The 17,033-nt window shown below is 38.4% G+C and carries 18 protein-coding genes and 2 pseudogenes; 8 read left to right on the top strand and 12 right to left on the bottom strand.

Annotated elements, in window-relative coordinates; genetic code table 11:
* Nucleotides 1-162 precede the first annotated feature (162 nt).
* Together AC52J8_RS19210 and AC52J8_RS19205 are read right to left on the bottom strand one after the other, a co-directional pair.
* Complete coding sequence (locus AC52J8_RS19210; RefSeq protein WP_002055446.1) at nt 163-2,829, bottom strand: excinuclease ABC subunit UvrA; 2,667 nt, start codon at nt 2,827-2,829, stop codon at nt 163-165.
* Nucleotides 2,830-2,871: 42 nt separating this feature from the next.
* A pseudogene (locus tag AC52J8_RS19205) lies at nt 2,872-3,959 on the bottom strand (IS256 family transposase); the annotation flags it as partial.
* 3 nt (nt 3,960-3,962) lie between these two features.
* Between AC52J8_RS19205 and AC52J8_RS19200 the strand changes: the two are divergent.
* On the top strand, nt 3,963-4,328 hold the full coding sequence (locus AC52J8_RS19200) for a hypothetical protein (RefSeq protein WP_228138463.1): 366 nt from the start codon (nt 3,963-3,965) through the stop codon (nt 4,326-4,328).
* 6 nt (nt 4,329-4,334) lie between these two features.
* Here the strand turns inward: AC52J8_RS19200 and AC52J8_RS19195 are convergent, their stop codons facing one another.
* The 6 genes from AC52J8_RS19195 to AC52J8_RS19170 form a co-directional block, all read right to left on the bottom strand.
* Entirely contained in the window at nt 4,335-4,586 is a 252-nt protein-coding gene (locus tag AC52J8_RS19195; protein ID WP_270893743.1) for a hypothetical protein, read from the bottom strand.
* A 197-nt stretch (nt 4,587-4,783) separates the two neighbouring features.
* Nucleotides 4,784-6,388, bottom strand: a complete 1,605-nt coding sequence (gene tnpC / locus AC52J8_RS19190) for an IS66 family transposase (protein WP_130120076.1) — start codon at nt 6,386-6,388, stop codon at nt 4,784-4,786.
* A 69-nt stretch (nt 6,389-6,457) separates the two neighbouring features.
* Nucleotides 6,458-6,793 carry an IS66 family insertion sequence element accessory protein TnpB gene (gene tnpB, locus AC52J8_RS19185; RefSeq protein WP_004691519.1) on the bottom strand — a complete coding sequence of 112 codons (336 nt, stop codon included), beginning with the start codon at nt 6,791-6,793 and terminating at the stop codon, nt 6,458-6,460.
* Complete coding sequence (gene tnpA / locus AC52J8_RS19180; protein ID WP_004762545.1) at nt 6,790-7,173, bottom strand: IS66-like element accessory protein TnpA; 384 nt, start codon at nt 7,171-7,173, stop codon at nt 6,790-6,792. The genes tnpB and tnpA overlap by 4 nt, the downstream gene beginning before the upstream one ends.
* 735 nt (nt 7,174-7,908) lie before the next feature.
* On the bottom strand, nt 7,909-8,691 hold the full coding sequence (locus AC52J8_RS19175; RefSeq protein WP_006582115.1) for a hypothetical protein: 783 nt from the start codon (nt 8,689-8,691) through the stop codon (nt 7,909-7,911).
* Between the two features lie 7 nt (nt 8,692-8,698).
* Nucleotides 8,699-9,361 carry a hypothetical protein gene (locus AC52J8_RS19170; RefSeq protein ID WP_049069388.1) on the bottom strand — a complete coding sequence of 221 codons (663 nt, stop codon included), beginning with the start codon at nt 9,359-9,361 and terminating at the stop codon, nt 8,699-8,701.
* A 199-nt stretch (nt 9,362-9,560) separates the two neighbouring features.
* Here AC52J8_RS19170 and AC52J8_RS19165 point away from each other — a divergent pair, with 199 nt between their 5' ends.
* From AC52J8_RS19165 to AC52J8_RS19155, 3 genes and pseudogenes are all read left to right on the top strand, one after another.
* The gene (locus AC52J8_RS19165) at nt 9,561-9,863 is read left to right on the top strand and encodes a type II toxin-antitoxin system RelE/ParE family toxin (protein ID WP_000286963.1); all 303 of its coding nucleotides are present in this window, start codon (nt 9,561-9,563) and stop codon (nt 9,861-9,863) included.
* A complete protein-coding gene (locus AC52J8_RS19160) occupies nt 9,864-10,145 on the top strand; it encodes an addiction module antidote protein (RefSeq protein ID WP_000985610.1) in 282 nt (93 codons plus the stop codon).
* A gap of 227 nt (nt 10,146-10,372) precedes the next feature.
* A pseudogene (locus AC52J8_RS19155) lies at nt 10,373-11,306 on the top strand (IS5-like element ISAba13 family transposase).
* A gap of 63 nt (nt 11,307-11,369) precedes the next feature.
* Here AC52J8_RS19155 and AC52J8_RS19150 read toward each other — a convergent pair.
* Nucleotides 11,370-11,741 (bottom strand): RcnB family protein, encoded by a 372-nt coding sequence (locus AC52J8_RS19150; RefSeq protein ID WP_009501156.1) that lies wholly within the window; start codon nt 11,739-11,741, stop codon nt 11,370-11,372.
* A 336-nt stretch (nt 11,742-12,077) separates the two neighbouring features.
* Between AC52J8_RS19150 and AC52J8_RS19145 the strand changes: the two genes are divergently transcribed.
* Nucleotides 12,078-12,308 (top strand): hypothetical protein, encoded by a 231-nt coding sequence (locus AC52J8_RS19145; protein WP_009501150.1) that lies wholly within the window; start codon nt 12,078-12,080, stop codon nt 12,306-12,308.
* Between the two features lie 169 nt (nt 12,309-12,477).
* On the opposite strand, the gene AC52J8_RS19140 is transcribed toward AC52J8_RS19145, so the two are convergent.
* Nucleotides 12,478-13,014 carry a porin family protein gene (locus AC52J8_RS19140; RefSeq protein ID WP_009501148.1) on the bottom strand — a complete coding sequence of 179 codons (537 nt, stop codon included), beginning with the start codon at nt 13,012-13,014 and terminating at the stop codon, nt 12,478-12,480.
* 707 nt (nt 13,015-13,721) lie between these two features.
* Between AC52J8_RS19140 and AC52J8_RS19135 the strand changes: the two genes are divergently transcribed.
* From AC52J8_RS19135 to AC52J8_RS19125, 3 genes are read left to right on the top strand one after another with little or no spacing between them, the layout of a single operon-like run.
* Complete coding sequence (locus AC52J8_RS19135) at nt 13,722-14,078, top strand: type II toxin-antitoxin system RelE/ParE family toxin (protein ID WP_000269903.1); 357 nt, start codon at nt 13,722-13,724, stop codon at nt 14,076-14,078.
* Nucleotides 14,071-14,373, top strand: a complete 303-nt coding sequence (locus tag AC52J8_RS19130) for a helix-turn-helix domain-containing protein (RefSeq protein ID WP_001140619.1) — start codon at nt 14,071-14,073, stop codon at nt 14,371-14,373. Before AC52J8_RS19135 ends, AC52J8_RS19130 begins: the two co-directional genes overlap by 8 nt.
* The gene (locus AC52J8_RS19125) at nt 14,366-14,575 is read left to right on the top strand and encodes a hypothetical protein (protein WP_000069471.1); all 210 of its coding nucleotides are present in this window, start codon (nt 14,366-14,368) and stop codon (nt 14,573-14,575) included. The genes AC52J8_RS19130 and AC52J8_RS19125 overlap by 8 nt, the downstream gene beginning before the upstream one ends.
* A gap of 124 nt (nt 14,576-14,699) precedes the next feature.
* Here AC52J8_RS19125 and AC52J8_RS19120 read toward each other — a convergent pair whose 3' ends face one another.
* On the bottom strand, nt 14,700-14,912 hold the full coding sequence (locus tag AC52J8_RS19120) for a hypothetical protein (RefSeq protein ID WP_016653394.1): 213 nt from the start codon (nt 14,910-14,912) through the stop codon (nt 14,700-14,702).
* A gap of 452 nt (nt 14,913-15,364) precedes the next feature.
* On the bottom strand, nt 15,365-16,969 hold the full coding sequence (gene tnpC / locus AC52J8_RS19115; protein WP_130120076.1) for an IS66 family transposase: 1,605 nt from the start codon (nt 16,967-16,969) through the stop codon (nt 15,365-15,367).
* Nucleotides 16,970-17,033 lie beyond the last annotated feature (64 nt).

Here is a 17,033-nt window from a genome sequence, read left to right as displayed (position 1 = left end):
TTGAAAATTATATTGTGGAATAAGCCTTTAGAAATAGGTTTGTGCAACAAAGCCCTTAGTTGAAAAAAATTTTAGATTTCATGCTCACACACCACCTAAAAAAAATATCTGATTGATTTTACAGGCTTTTAATTTAAGGTTTTATTCTACCCACTCGCAATATCAATGTTTAGTATCACGACTCACTAACTCATTAACTAAATATGGAGCAGTACGGCTATCTTGATTTTCTGTTATTTGTTTTGGTGTTCCTGCCACAACAATATTCCCACCAGCATTTCCAGCACCTGGTCCCACATCAATCACCCAATCTGCTTGTGCAACGGCACGCATATCATGCTCAATCATAACCACGGTATTACCCGCATCGACTAATCGCTGCAATTGAACTAACAATCGATCTACATCTGATGGATGCAAACCTGTAGTTGGCTCATCAAGTATATACAGTGTATTTCCACGCTGATTGCGTTGCAGCTCGGTCGCCAATTTAATACGTTGCGCTTCTCCACCAGATAGTTCAGTCGCTGGTTGCCCTAAACGTAAATAACCAAGGCCAATTTCCTTTAATAATTGTAGTGAACGAGCAATCGAGACCTCTCCATCAAAAAAATCACGTGCTTCATTGACGGTCATTCCTAATATTTCAGCAATATTACGTCCATTCCAGCGAATTTTCAGAGTGTCATCATTATATCGAGCACCATGACATGTCGTACAAGGGGCATATACACTTGGCATAAACAATAATTCTACACTGACAAAGCCTTCACCTTCACAAGTTTCACATCGCCCTTTAGCCACATTAAACGAAAAACGTCCAGCATCATAATGAGCTTGGCGAGCTTCAGGAGTCCCAGCAAATAACTTTCTAACATGATCAAATAAACCCGTATAAGTTGCCAGATTAGAACGTGGAGTACGGCCAATTGGTTTTTGATCAACCTGTACCAGACGCTGTATAGCCTCCACATCACCAGCCAGAGAACCCTGTGTAACCTCGGTAACCAACATTCCTTCATTTAAAGGATTATTTTCATTATTGTTTTCAGTTTCAGATTCATTGCCTAAATATGAAAGTACTAACTCGGGTAAAGCTTGAGAAACGAGACTAGATTTACCTGAACCTGAAATACCTGTAACTGCTGTAAGTACACCAAGAGGTATACGAGCATCAATATTATGCAGGTTATGTCGGTAAATATTGTTAAGTTCAAGCCAACCAGAGGGTGTACGTCCATAACTTTGAGTAACTGGGATTTTATTAAATAAATAACTTGCAGTACGTGAAGCTGAAATCTCACTTAAACCCTGAGGTACTCCACTATATAAAATATTACCACCTTGCTCTCCTGCATCTGGTCCAACATCCACTAACCATTGAGCACGACGCATGAGCTCTAAATCATGCTCTACAACAAATACGGAGTTTCCAGCGTCTCTTAATTTATCGAGAGAATCATATAATGACTGACTATCTGAAGGATGTAATCCAGCAGACGGTTCATCCAGTACATAAACTACACCAAATAGCATAGAACTTAATTGTGTTGCTAAACGCAAACGTTGTAACTCTCCCGCTGAAAGAGTCGGTGTGGCTCTATCTAATGTTAGATAACTAAGACCTAACTGGCGTAATTGATTTAAACGCCCCACCACACCATTTGCTAAACGCTGCGCAGCAATTTTCTTTTCATCTGAAAGTGCTGACGTACGTCTTACATCTGGAGATACAGAATGCACTGCTCTACCTGTTGTTGCTCGTTCAGATCTATCAAGTTGGGTTACTTTATTATTAGTCTTTTCTCCAGCATCATGAGCGTCGAAATTGCCTAGAACAATGGGCTCAAGCAGGCAAGTTAACTTATCCAAAGAAAGTTGCATAAACTCACCAATATCTACTCCAGCAAAGGTAATAGATAAGGCTTCTGGTTTAAGGCGTTTACCATGACAGGAAGGGCATATTTTTCCTTCCATAAAACGTGAAACACGTTTTTTCATCAACGTACTTTGGGTATTAGCAAAAGTATGAAGGACATAGCGACGAGCACCAGTGAAAGTGCCCATATAGCTGGGTTCTAGTTTACGTTTAAGTGCAGATTGAGTCTCAGCGGGGCTTAAACCAGCATAGACAGGAACTGTTGGGGTTTCTTCAGTAAATAAAATCCAGTCTCTATCCGATTGCGGTAAATCTTTCCATGGTCGATCAACATCATACCCTAGGGTTACTAGGATATCGCGTAAGTTTTGCCCGTGCCAAGCAGGTGGCCATGATGCGATAGCTCTCTCACGAATACTGAGTGTTGGGTCAGGAACCATTGTCGATTCTGTAACTTCATAAATGTGACCTAAACCATGACAGGTAGGACAAGCACCTTGAGGAGTGTTCGGTGAAAAGTCCTCGGCATATAACATTGGCTGATCGGCAGGATATGCACCAGCACGCGAATAAATCATTCGCACGAGACTTGATAAAGTTGTTACACTTCCAACAGAAGAACGGGTATTACTTGCACCACGTTGTTGTTGCAATGCTACTGCTGGTGGTAGACCATCAATAGCATCAACATCTGGTACTCCGGCCTGATCTATTAAGCGTCTTGCATAAGGTGCAACAGATTCGAAATATCTTCTTTGTGCTTCAGCAAAAATAGTTCCAAAAGCAAGTGATGATTTTCCTGAACCCGATACACCTGAGAAAACAACAAGTGCATTTCTTGGGATAGAAACATCTACATCCTTAAGGTTATGCTCACGTGCACCTCGAACTTCAATACAATTATTAGATAAAGTAATGTTATTGTGTTCACCAAAAGAATGTATTTTCATGTTTCTACGAGCCTGTAAATTATTTTGTGTTAGTCCCATTTTTTATAAATGATCTTTTAATCGATCATCGAACTGAATCGTAAACCAATTCATTGCTAAACGCCAATTTTGAATTGGCATGGTCCATTTTTTAGCAGCATTTGAAGTTGCTAAATAAATGACCTTTTTCACTGAATCATCAGAAGAGAAGATCTTTCTCTTTTTAGTTGAATGGCGGATCACGCTATTCGATGATTCAATTGCATTTGTTGTATAAATCGCATGACGTATTTCAGCAGGATAGCTAAAGATCGTTCGGATATTTTCCCAATTTGCCCGCCAGGATTCTCCAATTTTTGGATACTGGTGATTCCATTGATCGCACAAGATATCTAGGGACTTTAAAGCATTTTCCTCTGTACTTGCCTGATAGATCGCCTTCAATCCTGCTGTTACAGCTTTGTAGTCCTTCCAGCTCACAAATCTCAGGCTATTGCGTACAACATGTACGATACACAGCTGGATATCAGTATGAGGGTAGACAGAGGCTATCGCATCAGGAAAGCCTCTTAGTCCTGAGAAGCGCTGCTTCGCAAGGCAGGCTACAAGAATATCTTGCACTCCTCGATTTTTAAGCTCTGTCATGATTGACAGCCAGAATTTGGAACCTTCTGTTTGAGCAAGCCACCTGCCAAGAAGTTCTTTTTGGCCATCCAGGTTAATGCCTAATGCTAAATAAACTGATTTATTGATTACTGTTGAATGCTGACGAACCTTAACAACAATGCAATCTAAATAGACAACAGGATAAAGACTATCGAGTGTTCTATTTTGCCATTCTGTCACTTGTTCAATGACAGCATCCGTCACCTTACTAATAAGGGAGGCAGATACATCGGCATCGTACATTTCTTTAAAAAAGCAACAATTTCTCTATTTGTCATTCCTTTCGCATATAGCGAAAGAATTTGATCATCCATGCTAGTAATGCATGTTTGATGCTTCTTGATAATCTGTGGTTCAAAAGAGCCGTCACGATCACGAGGGATATCTAAAGCAAGCTGCCCATCTTGTGTTAGAACTGTTTTGGAGCTAAAACCATTACGTGCATTAGATCCTTTCTTAGGTTGATGCTTTTCATAGCCGCAATAGGAGTGGGAATTTTACTCATTCCTTTTACAGTTATATCAATCATATGTTTGAAAAAAACGAAAAAAACTGCCTTAAATGATGGACTGCTATGGGCTAGTTTATTCCTTATATTTCATCTTGCTTTTATTATTGCTCCAGCTGGTATTCTGCTAGCAGCTTACTTTGATAAAGGGATGAATTTCGTTCTTATTGTAATTGGTTCACTTTTTTTAGTTATAAACTCATATTATTTATATGAAAAATTCATCAAGAAGACATTTATAGTTACAATAAATAGTGAACTTTATTCTCAACTTCAGAAAATATCTCAAGATGAGAATAAAAGCATTAAAGATATTATAAATAATAAAATCAAAGATATTAGTTGATATTTTTTATTTCTCTACTCTTATAAGGTAAGGTGTCAAACTAGAACCACACGCCCTAGATGTAATTTTAACTATTCTTCCTTTTTGCACTAAAGTCGATAATAACCATTTATGTGCTTGTGGAATTTCGCTCAAATCAACAGAATAGAATTCCTCACCCCATTTAGGATCATTCACAGTAAATCCTGAAATTTCTTTTTCCCAAGAATATTTTACATTCGTTACTTTTAATTTATTAGTAAGTATTGGAGTACACATAGACCAATCCGTAACAGAATTATCTTTATAAAACTCAATTGATCTTAATTTTAACTGATCTTTTGACGTAAATAAGTGGACACCTCCATAGTCATAAAATGAAATATCAGATGCTTTAGCAAAGCTAAATTGTGAGCAAAAAATCACTGCGAAAATTAAATAATATGTAAGCGTCCGCTGAACCCCATGCCTATTTTTTAATTTGAGTTGGATTTCCAGCGATGTGGCAGTAATTCTTCTATTTGGGTCGCTTTATGCGTCGGCAGCCTTTTCAGCACATCACTTAAATAGGCATACGGATCCAGCCCATTCAGCTTTGCTGACTGGATTAAAGTCATGATATTGGCTGCTCGTTGGCCACTGCGCAGCGAACCTGCAAATAGCCAGTTCTTTCGTCCCAAGGCCCAGGGGCGCATTGAGTTCTCTGCCCAGTTATTGTCAATGGGTAGATTGCCATCATCCAGATAGCGGCTTAAGGCTGGCCAACGCTTCAGACTGTAATTGATGGCCTTGGCGGTTGGAGAACTCGATGGCACCGTCAGATAATGTTGGTTGAGCCATTCATACAGTTGTTGCATCACCGGTTGGCTGTGCTGTTGTCGGTATTCGCGGCGGTGTTCTGCTGTACTATCGGTCTTTTTCCTGAGTTCGGCTTCTATCGCATACAGTTTCTGAATCATCAGTAATGCCTGTTCAGCGATCTGACTTTTCCCAGTCACATGTAGCTCATGGAATTTACGACGTGCATGCGCCATGCAGCCCACCTCAATGACATCGCCTGATTTAAAGCGTGCTTTATAACCACTGTAATCATCACAGACCAGATGGCCCTGCCAGCCATTCAGGAACTCTTCTGCATGCTGACCTGAACGGCTATCCTGAAAGTCATAGATCACCGCTTGAACTGGATTGTACTGTGTAGTGGCATAGGCCCAGACATAACCTTTCTTCGGTTTTTTCTCATCATCACCCATCCGCATGATGGTGACCGGCGTTTCATCGGCATGGATCACCCGCTGTTGCAGCACCACCTGTTTTAAGGCATTGGCCAGAGGTTCCAGTTCCACACCGCAGCGACCAATCCAGTCAGATAAAGTAGATCTGGACAGATCAATGCCCGCCCGCTGATAGATCAGGCGCTGACGGTACAGCGGCAAATGATCGGCATACTTCGATACCAGCACATGGCTGAGCAGTTCAGGTGAAGCAATGCCTTTATCAATCACATAGGCGGGCATCGCTTGCTGAGTCAGGGTGTCACACTGATCACAGACCCATTTGCCACGCACATGCTGTTCCTTATAGAACTGTGCCGGTCTGAAATGCAGTTTTTCACTGATATCTTCGCCGATACGACGTAACTGGCAGCCACAACTGCATTGGGTTGATGCAGGTTCATGCTCAATACGGATGGTGTGTAAATGATCCGGCAGCAGTCGACGTTTAGGTTTGTTGACTGTGGCTTTCTCTGTCGCTGCATCGGTTTTATCTGCATTCAGCCGCTCCAGTTCCAAATCAACTGCTGCGATATCCTCTTCAACCGCTTCGTCCCACAGATGGATTTGTTTTGCGGTGAGATGTTCGTTTTTACTGCCAAATTTGTGCTGTTTAAATAGTGCGAGCTCATGCTCGTATTTTTGCGTGAGAATGGAAAGATGTTGAACTTTGGCATCCAATTGCTGGTTTGATTTTTCTAATTCTTGATTTGATTGTGCCAGAGACTGATGCTGCATTGCCAACTGTCTGGTAAATTCCAGCAGTTGTTCATGGGTCAGTTGGCTTAAGTCTGGCAGCGTATTCATGACCGCAGTATGCCTGAGGTCATGACGCAGAGGAAATAGAACGTTTGGAGAATAGCAGAATGGACCAGTTTAGAGCATCGTCACCACCTGCTGTCGTCCAATGCGCTGCCAAGGTAAACCCTGGATCAGTGCCTGTAACTGTTCCGGACTGATCGCCATGCTTTCACCCTGGTGAACCTGCGCCCAGTGGAATTTTCCCTGTTCCAGCCGCCGGGCACACAGCCAGATGCCCAGTCCATCATGTACCAGCACTTTCATGCGATGGCCACGTTTATTACAGAACAGGTAAGCACAATGCGGTTTAATGTAGCCAAAGGCTCTCACCACCTGAGCCATGATAGTATCCATCCCTGCTCGCATATCCAGAGGTTGGGTAGAAAGCCAGATTTCATCAATGCGGATCATGTTGCAAGTGCCTTGAGTAATTCTGCTAAAGCAGATATTTCTGATACTTGCCATTTCAAGCCAATTTCTGCTTTTGAGTGGGGTAAAGTAATTTGAACCGTTAACATGTCAGTAGGAGTAGGATCTAATGGTGCAGAGCAAGATAAGGCAATAAATGCAGGTTTATTCGGTAGTGGTGAGCGATCATTCCCTGGCTTACCATCAATTAAGCGAATCCATTTGGATACAAGATTTGTATTCAATCCATGTTGCAAAGCGACCGAAGCAATTGAAACGTCCGGTGCTTTACAAGCCTGAACGATCTGCTGTTTAAATTCAGCACTGTATGTTCTTCGTTTTTTCGCAAGAGATGCGATGGATGTCTGGTGATTTGTAGTCATAAATTTTAGTCCCCACTTGTTTTTAAGTGGGGACTAAATTAAGGCTTATAGGATGAATTCATAAGGTGTGTTCAGCGGACGCTTACAATAATATTTCATAAAATTCATTATCTTAAATATTTTATTATCATTCTAATCTAAAGCTTATAAAAATAAACCTAGTTTCATCCTACTTAACATAAAATCTCTTATGCGAAATCCAGATTCAAGACACAAAAAAGCCCAACATCCTGTTAGGCTTTTTTATATTGGGGTGCTGCTTGTTTTACTGATCTCTTGCTGCCCCTTTCTTGCACTATTCTCTTATTTTTGTTTTCTAGAAACATCTAATATCTTATGTGTTTATCATAGGGCTAATGCCTTGGATTACCAATCCGCAAAAACCTTAAATCCATGTAAGTTTTAACTTACAACGTTGGTCTATTTTATCCCAAGAGTTGTCCGCAGAAATTGGGGATAATTTCAGAAACGGAAGCCTTAAGAAATCGGGAAAAGTTGCGATTTTGATTATTTTTTAACCAAATTTATTGGCAAGAAGTATCAAAATTGCTTAAAAAGAAACCTATTTGTTTCCAAGTCGGTTTTTTATTGTTTTCCAGGGGTATGAAAAATTTTTAACTATATGAAAAACAAGGATATTTTAAAAAGCATTTCGTATAAGCTCTATTATGTTAATTTTAGATAAACTAAATAAATTAGCTGAAGAAATGTCTTCAACTGTTTATATAAATTAACTTATCTTCCCCAATCATATACTCCTCCCCCAGAAGTGATCCATATTCCATCACCAAGATATGCCGCACCTCCATTCCCATCAGAGCAAGCCTCATATAAATCTGAGATACCGTACTCTCCTAAATTTTTTCTTAAACGAGCATCTTTTTTGAGAGCATCCGTTCTCTTATCTGTTTCACCTTGCGGAATAAAATAACGCTCTAGATTAAGTTCATTATTAATAAAGCTGTCAGAAAAGCGAAGAACTCCTTCATAAAGATTAAAAGTTGTATGAGCAAGTGTATGCCTGACTACTTTACCTTGAGTAAGAGATTGTCTATATAAGCTACCAGATTTTATTGGAAGCTTTTCTTCTGAAATAGGAAGAATCTGAAGATCAATTCCATTTTTTCTAATAAAAATATATGCAATCTGTGATCCATTAGTTTTTGTTAAGATTTTTCTATAAGTTGCACTATGAGGTCTCAGTAATATCCATCCTGAATCTATTAATTTTTTTGTGAAAACTTCAGGAGTCGCAACTCCAAATATAATAGCTGAGTTAGACGGAGGGCATAAATTACCATGATCATCAATAGAACATTCTGATTTTTTACAAAGGATGAAGCCTTTACAATCCCAATTTAAATATTCTAATTTTAAAACTGTAGCAAATCTTAATTGTCCATCTGTTCGACGAACTAGCACAATGTCATTCACCTTAAGATCTGTACGAAAACACTGCACAGGATATTTTTTATCGGTAAAATCAGTATAACTAACAAAGGCAATGATATAGCTCATGTCTTAATTATTCCAACAAGCTTATGTTATTTAACATATTAAAACTTGGTAGATCATCATAAGTTAAAGAGTCTAACTCCTTAAATGGAGAGCTTATGTTAAGTATCTTACCAATTAGTAGTTGATGATCAGAATTTAACTGGACATTACTAAGATTTAACCGGCAAAGATCATAGAAAACCTGTGTCATCAAATAGTTAAGACCTAAAATGTTTAGTGGAATTTTAGCTTTATAATTTAGATTCTGGTTAAATCTATTAATTTCTGAGATCATTCCATTATCATCTATATAAACTTCAAGTTGAGAATTCTCTGTACAAAAAGAATAAATAAACAACTTGTCTTCATTAAAAATATTTCCTGTTTCACGAAACCCCATTTTTTCAACAAGAAATTTTTGTTTATCCTTACATAAAACAAATAAACGAGTCATTACTACTGCGTTAATAAATTTGTCAGCACTAGGAGTTGGCCAGCTTCTAAAGTTACCAATAACTGGAGATGAATCCTTTCTTAGTATTTTTCTGACAGGAATTTCGTACTCTGAAAAGTTAAAACCATTAATAGGTTGCCCATTTTCATTACTAATATGCTGTACACCATAACTAAAAGATGGATAAGGTTGATTGCTAACAGCATAAGTTGATGGATCTACGAATTTAGTTTGCATTAATTTCTCTGTAAATTATGGTGTAAATAAATTTTAAAGAAGACTAACAGATCCTGAATATCTTTATAAAAGAAAAATAGAAACTTCCACTAATTTTCTCCATTTAACATAATGGCTGTTATATGAAATTCAGTGCCTCAGGCCTAAAGAACCAAGTTTATGTCTTGCAAAAACGTATCCTATAGGATACATTTTGCTTATGTACTCAATATATACCACAGAAGCCTTTGATGATTGGTTTACCAAGTTAAAAGATCAACAGGCAAAAAGACGCATACAAGTCCGAATTGATCGGGTTGAAGATGGGAACTTTGGAGATACTGAACCAGTCGGTGAAGGTGTTTCTGAGTTACGTTTCTTCTTTGGACCTGGCTATAGGATTTATTACTGCAAGCAAGGGCAAAGGGTCGTTATTCTCTTAGCAGGCGGAGATAAGTCTACGCAAAGTAAAGATATAAAACTTGCCCTACAATTAGCACAAGATTTAGAGGAGGAGCTGTAAATGGCTATCAAACTTCGTAAATGGGATAGTGCTGAGCATCTTAAAACAGAAGAAGATATGCAAGCTTACCTACAAGCCTGTATCGATGAATCTAATGGTGATGCTGCATTCATTGCTAAAGCTTTAGGTAACATTGCTAAAGCTAAAGGAATGGCTCAATTATCACGAGATACAGGTCTAGGCCGAGAAAGTCTTTACAAAGCACTTTCTGGTGATGTTAACCCTAGTTTTGATACTGTGATTAAAGTTGTAAAAGCACTGAATTTACGCTTAGCAATTTAAAAAAAGTTATTTAAAAATGGAGCTTTAAGCTCCATTTTTAAATTTCATATAAGGTGTATTATGTTAATTTTAGAAAATATTAATAATTAGAAAAGAAAAATGCAGATCTCAAGATCTGCGTTTTTTTCAAGAAAGTATTTAAAGCCTTCTAGAGAATTTTTCTCTATCAGAGAGGCTTTGTTGCACAAACCTATCTCTAAAGGCTTATTCCACAATATAATTTTCAAATGAATAAGTCGACACCTAAAATTTATCGCACAACCAATTGGTCTTCATATAACCGAGCTCTCATTAATCGTGGAAATATTGCCATTTGGTTTGATCCTGCTACGCAATGGTATGCCCCATCAAAAGGCAAACAAGGACGAAATCAAACTTACTCCGACGCAGCTATCCAATGCTGCCTAATGATTAAATCTCTCTTCCGATTGTCTTTACGCATGGTCACTGGCTTTGTTCAAAGTCTCATCCATCTTTGTGGGTTAAATTGGATAGCGCCAGACTACACTACAATTTGTAGACGACAACAGCATATTGATATTGTGATTAGCTATCAAAAAAGTTGTGATGGACTGTATCTAATCGTTGACTCTACAGGTCTGAAATTCTTAGGTGAGGGTGAATGGAAGCGTAAAAAACATCAGTCTGAATATCGTCGCCAATGGCGTAAATTACATATGGGTATAGATGCTAAAACCTTACAAATACGCGCTGTTCAGCTCACAACCAACAATGTGAGTGATTCACAGGTACTTGGTGATTTACTCGATCAGATTCCACAAGATGAGAGAGTTGACTCCGTCTATACCGATGGAGTTTATGATACCAAACAGTGCCGACAGGTCATTGCGGATCGGCAAGCACATGCAGTGATTCCACCAAGAAAAAATGCGAAGCCATGGAAAGATAAAAAGATGAGCTCGCTAGAACGCAATGAGTTGCTTCGAACAGTTAAACGTTTAGGAAGAACTATTTGGAAGAAATGGTCAGGCTATCATCGGCGAAGTTTGGTTGAAACCAAGATGCATTGCATCAAATTATTGGGGGATAAACTCAGTGCGAGAAATTTTTCAAAGCCAAGTCAATGAGATTCATGCACGTATGGCAGTATTAAATAAATTTACGGACTTAGGCAGACCACATACCCGAGTTGTCACTTAAATTTGAGTAGATATGAGAAGTCTTAACTTTTAAATCTTTGTGCAACAAAGCCTATCAGAGATATTAACCTTTGATAGTTTTAATGATTTTGTGATTCACTGTATTGATCAGCACATAATCATTATTTACTTTCACCCATTGCTGGTTCTTAGCTGGTTTAGTCAGGTTGCTATACTTTTTATGGTCTACTGAGTGACCTTTGCGGTATTGAGAAGGAATAACTTGTCCAGCCTTCCAATCACGTGAAGGTTTTACAGTATGCTTCTGAGTTTGAGCTTTTTGAACTAAAGGCTGTTTCTTATGTTGGTCAACTTGTTTTTTATGCTGATTAACGTGTTTAGGCTGATTATGATTTTCTTGTGGAGCAGCAAAAGCAGAAGCTCCCATAACAGAAGCTGATACTGATAAAACAATTGCTTTAATTAATGTATTCATACCACACCTAATCATTTTGTCTTTTAATTGATAATTTCATTAAACATGAGAAACCAAGTTTAAATAATTATTTAATGTAATTCTTTTGTTAAAATTAAGAAGGAAATAAGGATTAATTTAGAATATAAAACAAACACTTAGAATGCAAAATAACCATTTATTTGGTCTTTAAATAGGCTGTGATTTCACTCAAATATAATAAAAACATATAGTTGAATCATCATGTTTTAATGAGGAAAATAATTTACTTAAATCTCACATTATTATCCATCTAATCTCCATAAAGCAGTCCTAATATCCTCTTATCAAATAAGTTCTCAGGTTTAGAGTTTAGAAATGAAAAAGATTATCTCTGGTTTACTCGTTGGTTTAATGGCAACCTCATTCACAATGACTACGATGGCTGCTCCAGTACAGGATCATAAACAGCCACCAGCTCAGCACCATATTGATAAAAAACCACAGCCACCAAAACATGATATGAAAAGAGATCCCGATCATAAAGCCCCTTCAAAACATGACATGAAGAAGCATCATCCAGAGCATAAATTGCCACCTAAACACTAATTACGAATAAAGGAAAAGGCCAATAAGTGTAAAAACTTATTGGTCTTTTTTTATGCCTTCCTACTGATAAGACAGAATAAATTCACTACTTCTTTCATTTAACATAATGGCTGTTGTACAAATTTCCAAAAAAAGCGAGGATTTTCTCCTCGCTCTTTTACTCAACAAATTAGAAGTTATATTTTAATTGAGCATTTACACCATTAAAGCCATCAAACGCATTAACGTGTGTGTAAGCTACTTCTGCAGCCAAGTTTGGAGTGAAGTTATAGCCAGCCCCAGCCTGAATGATTAAACCGGAATCATCTTCGCTAGCTGAAACTGTATAACCTTGATAAGTAGCATCTACATCGAGGTCAACACGTGCATAACCTGCCATACCTTTAGCATAGAAGTTATTTGCTAAAGGATATTTAGCTGTTAAGCCAATACCATAGTATTGAACATCGGCATCAGTTCTTACACCAAGTTCTTCTAAATCGCCATCGAACTCGATGTCATTCACAGATTTATTCCAGAATACTTCAGCACCAACATATTCATTAAATTGCAAACCACCATTCAGACCTAGAAAATGTACATCAACATTATCGTTATTTAAAAATGTATAGCCAGCGCCTACATATGGCTGAATTGTTGTACTACCAGCATTTGCTGTAGTTGCTGCAACAGTCCCAAGAAGTGATACCAAAAGCAGTTTTTTCATTGTATATCTCATGAATAAATATTGAAATTATATAAAAACCCATAAATCATTGATTTAAAGGATTTGCATATATTGGAAATATAAATAAAGTTTTGCAATAAAGTTATACTAATTAGTGAGATAGTTTTTGATTTATTGGTTAATAAATAATCTTTTTTTATTTCTTCTAGAAATTTTCTATTTAACATAGTGGGCGTTATACGAAATGAACAAATTGAAACATATAAAAATCAAAAACTTATGCTATAAATAATTTGCTCGACGATGTCGAAAAGCCGACTTGGGAACAAGTCGGCTTTTTTATGAGCAGTTTTTATATATTTTGCCAATAAAATTGGTTAAAAACGATCAAATCGTAATTTCCTTCCGATTCCTTAAGGCTTCCATTTCTGAATTTATCCCCATTTCTTGCGGATAAGCTTTGGGATAATTTTGATGATTTTTTGTACGCTTTGGCTTACAGCATTTTACGAAATTGTTTGTATCCAAGCACCAGTGAAGTCCCTATGATTAATCTATATGAACAGGATGTTCAATGACTTAAAACAAGAATAATCAGTCAGACACCATGACCATTAGGTAGTCAGCCCTACCTATGCGCTCCACACCGAAAAATCCCGACATGACGTCGGGATTTTTTATTGTCATTTGAATAATAATTCAATTAAGCATAAAATATAGATTGTAATCTATATTATTGTTGTAATATGTGGACAGTCATTACAACGGATCTGTTTAACGAATGGCTTGCACAGCAAGATCAATCTACACAAGAGAAAGTACTCGCAGCGTTGGTCGTTCTACAGCAACAGGGACCAAGTTTAGGTCGTCCTTTAGTAGATACCGTCTATGACTCCAAATTTACCAATATGAAAGAGCTACGTGTTCAGCATCGAGGTAAACCACTGAGAGCCTTTTTCGCGTTTGATCCTTTACGACAAGCTATTGTGCTGTGTATCGGTGATAAAGGCGGTAAAAAGCGTTTTTATAAAGAGATGTTAGATATTGCCGATCAGCAATACGAAATTCATCTTTCAACTTTAGGAGATCAATCTAATGGCTAAGACCCTACAAGAATTATTGGCTAATCGCTCTCCAGAGAGTCAAGCTCGTATTCAACAAATGGCGGATGAATTATTGTTGGAAACTCAGCTTCACCTTATTCGTGAAGAGTTAGAGATTTCTCAAAAAGAACTGGCTGCAACCCTTGGAATCAAACAGCCTTCATTGTCAGCAATCGAAAATCGTGGTCATGATCTTAAAATTTCAACGATGAAAAAGTATGTCGAAGCAATGGGCGGAAAACTTCGTATTGATGTAGAGCTTCCAACAGGAAAACACATAGGATTCAATGTCTAATAATAAACCTTTGAAAAATAGTAGTAAATTACTTGTTAACTTGGACAAGTTTATATTTTTAGTCAATGCTGCTGATAGCCTAGAGGAAATTGAAATTATTAGAGATTTATGCTGTGACTATTTTTCACATTGTAAGAAGTCAAGCTATTACACTGATATTTTCGACAATGCTTATTGGATAAAATATTACGAAATAACTTAATCTTTCCAGATTCGCATAAGAGATTTTATGCTAAATAGATATGAGAAAGGCCATAAATTGTGACTTTCTCATATACGAAGAGAGAGCTGAGAACTTTCGTTTTATTGATTTATTCCAAATGAAGCTAATATTGATGTGTGGTGATTTTAATTTTTAGTTGCTTATATTTTCTTTTCGTAGCGCTCAGAGCTGAATTAGACACTTCTGTATAAAATATAGGATCATTCATCAAATCAGAAAATAATTTATATCCAATCAATAATTTACTGTATTTATTCCCATCTTTGAGATTCGTTTCAATTAATTGATCTAAATCTTTTACAGAAAAACTATACATATTAGCCTCGATAGAGTGTTTCTGAACGGGCACCATACAGGGTTGGCGATAGGAACTAAAGTTAAATTAGGTATTGATATATGGAATATTATTGTAAAAATAATAGATTAAACTTATATCGAGGCTAAACTTTACTCCTTTAATAGTAAAAATCTTATTCAGGATCCAAGATATATCCTTCTAAAAGACTTTAGTCCTTCTCTTTTTCAAGTCAAATTTACCCGTAATTCTGGCTAGAATACTCTCTCAAAATTGCATATACCCTATATTTATCTTGATATAAGGTCTTTTCTATAATTTTTTGGATATCTTCACTAGTCCATTTTTGCTGCTTAGCTTTAAAAATGAACTGTGATTGCAGAACAAATGAGTGTTCACCTTTTCTTAAATAAAGATTCTTGACTTTTTTTTGCATAAGAAAGTAAGCGTCCGCTGAACCCCATGCCTATTTTTTAATTTGAGTTGGATTTCCAGCGATGTGGCAGTAATTCTTCTATTTGGGTCGCTTTATGCGTCGGCAGCCTTTTCAGCACATCACTTAAATAGGCATACGGATCCAGCCCATTCAGCTTTGCTGACTGGATTAAAGTCATGATATTGGCTGCTCGTTGGCCACTGCGCAGCGAACCTGCAAATAGCCAGTTCTTTCGTCCCAAGGCCCAGGGGCGCATTGAGTTCTCTGCCCAGTTATTGTCAATGGGTAGATTGCCATCATCCAGATAGCGGCTTAAGGCTGGCCAACGCTTCAGACTGTAATTGATGGCCTTGGCGGTTGGAGAACTCGATGGCACCGTCAGATAATGTTGGTTGAGCCATTCATACAGTTGTTGCATCACCGGTTGGCTGTGCTGTTGTCGGTATTCGCGGCGGTGTTCTGCTGTACTATCGGTCTTTTTCCTGAGTTCGGCTTCTATCGCATACAGTTTCTGAATCATCAGTAATGCCTGTTCAGCGATCTGACTTTTCCCAGTCACATGTAGCTCATGGAATTTACGACGTGCATGCGCCATGCAGCCCACCTCAATGACATCGCCTGATTTAAAGCGTGCTTTATAACCACTGTAATCATCACAGACCAGATGGCCCTGCCAGCCATTCAGGAACTCTTCTGCATGCTGACCTGAACGGCTATCCTGAAAGTCATAGATCACCGCTTGAACTGGATTGTACTGTGTAGTGGCATAGGCCCAGACATAACCTTTCTTCGGTTTTTTCTCATCATCACCCATCCGCATGATGGTGACCGGCGTTTCATCGGCATGGATCACCCGCTGTTGCAGCACCACCTGTTTTAAGGCATTGGCCAGAGGTTCCAGTTCCACACCGCAGCGACCAATCCAGTCAGATAAAGTAGATCTGGACAGATCAATGCCCGCCCGCTGATAGATCAGGCGCTGACGGTACAGCGGCAAATGATCGGCATACTTCGATACCAGCACATGGCTGAGCAGTTCAGGTGAAGCAATGCCTTTATCAATCACATAGGCGGGCATCGCTTGCTGAGTCAGGGTGTCACACTGATCACAGACCCATTTGCCACGCACATGCTGTTCCTTATAGAACTGTGCCGGTCTGAAATGCAGTTTTTCACTGATATCTTCGCCGATACGACGTAACTGGCAGCCACAACTGCATTGGGTTGATGCAGGTTCATGCTCAATACGGATGGTGTGTAAATGATCCGGCAGCAGTCGACGTTTAGGTTTGTTGACTGTGGCTTTCTCTGTCGCTGCATCGGTTTTATCTGCATTCAGCCGCTCCAGTTCCAAATCAACTGCTGCGATATCCTCTTCAACCGCTTCGTCCCACAGATGGATTTGTTTTGCGGTGAGATGTTCGTTTTTACTGCCAAATTTGTGCTGTTTAAATAGTGCGAGCTCATGCTCGTATTTTTGCGTGAGAATGGAAAGATGTTGAACTTTGGCATCCAATTGCTGGTTTGATTTTTCTAATTCTTGATTTGATTGTGCCAGAGACTGATGCTGCATTGCCAACTGTCTGGTAAATTCCAGCAGTTGTTCATGGGTCAGTTGGCTTAAGTCTGGCAGCGTATTCATGACCGCAGTATGCCTGAGGTCATGACGCAGAGGAAATAGAACGTTTGGAGAATAGCAGAATGGA

The sequence above is a fragment of the Acinetobacter sp. S-1 genome (assembly GCF_059579785.1).
This window is presented reverse-complemented; position numbering and strand designations above follow the sequence as displayed.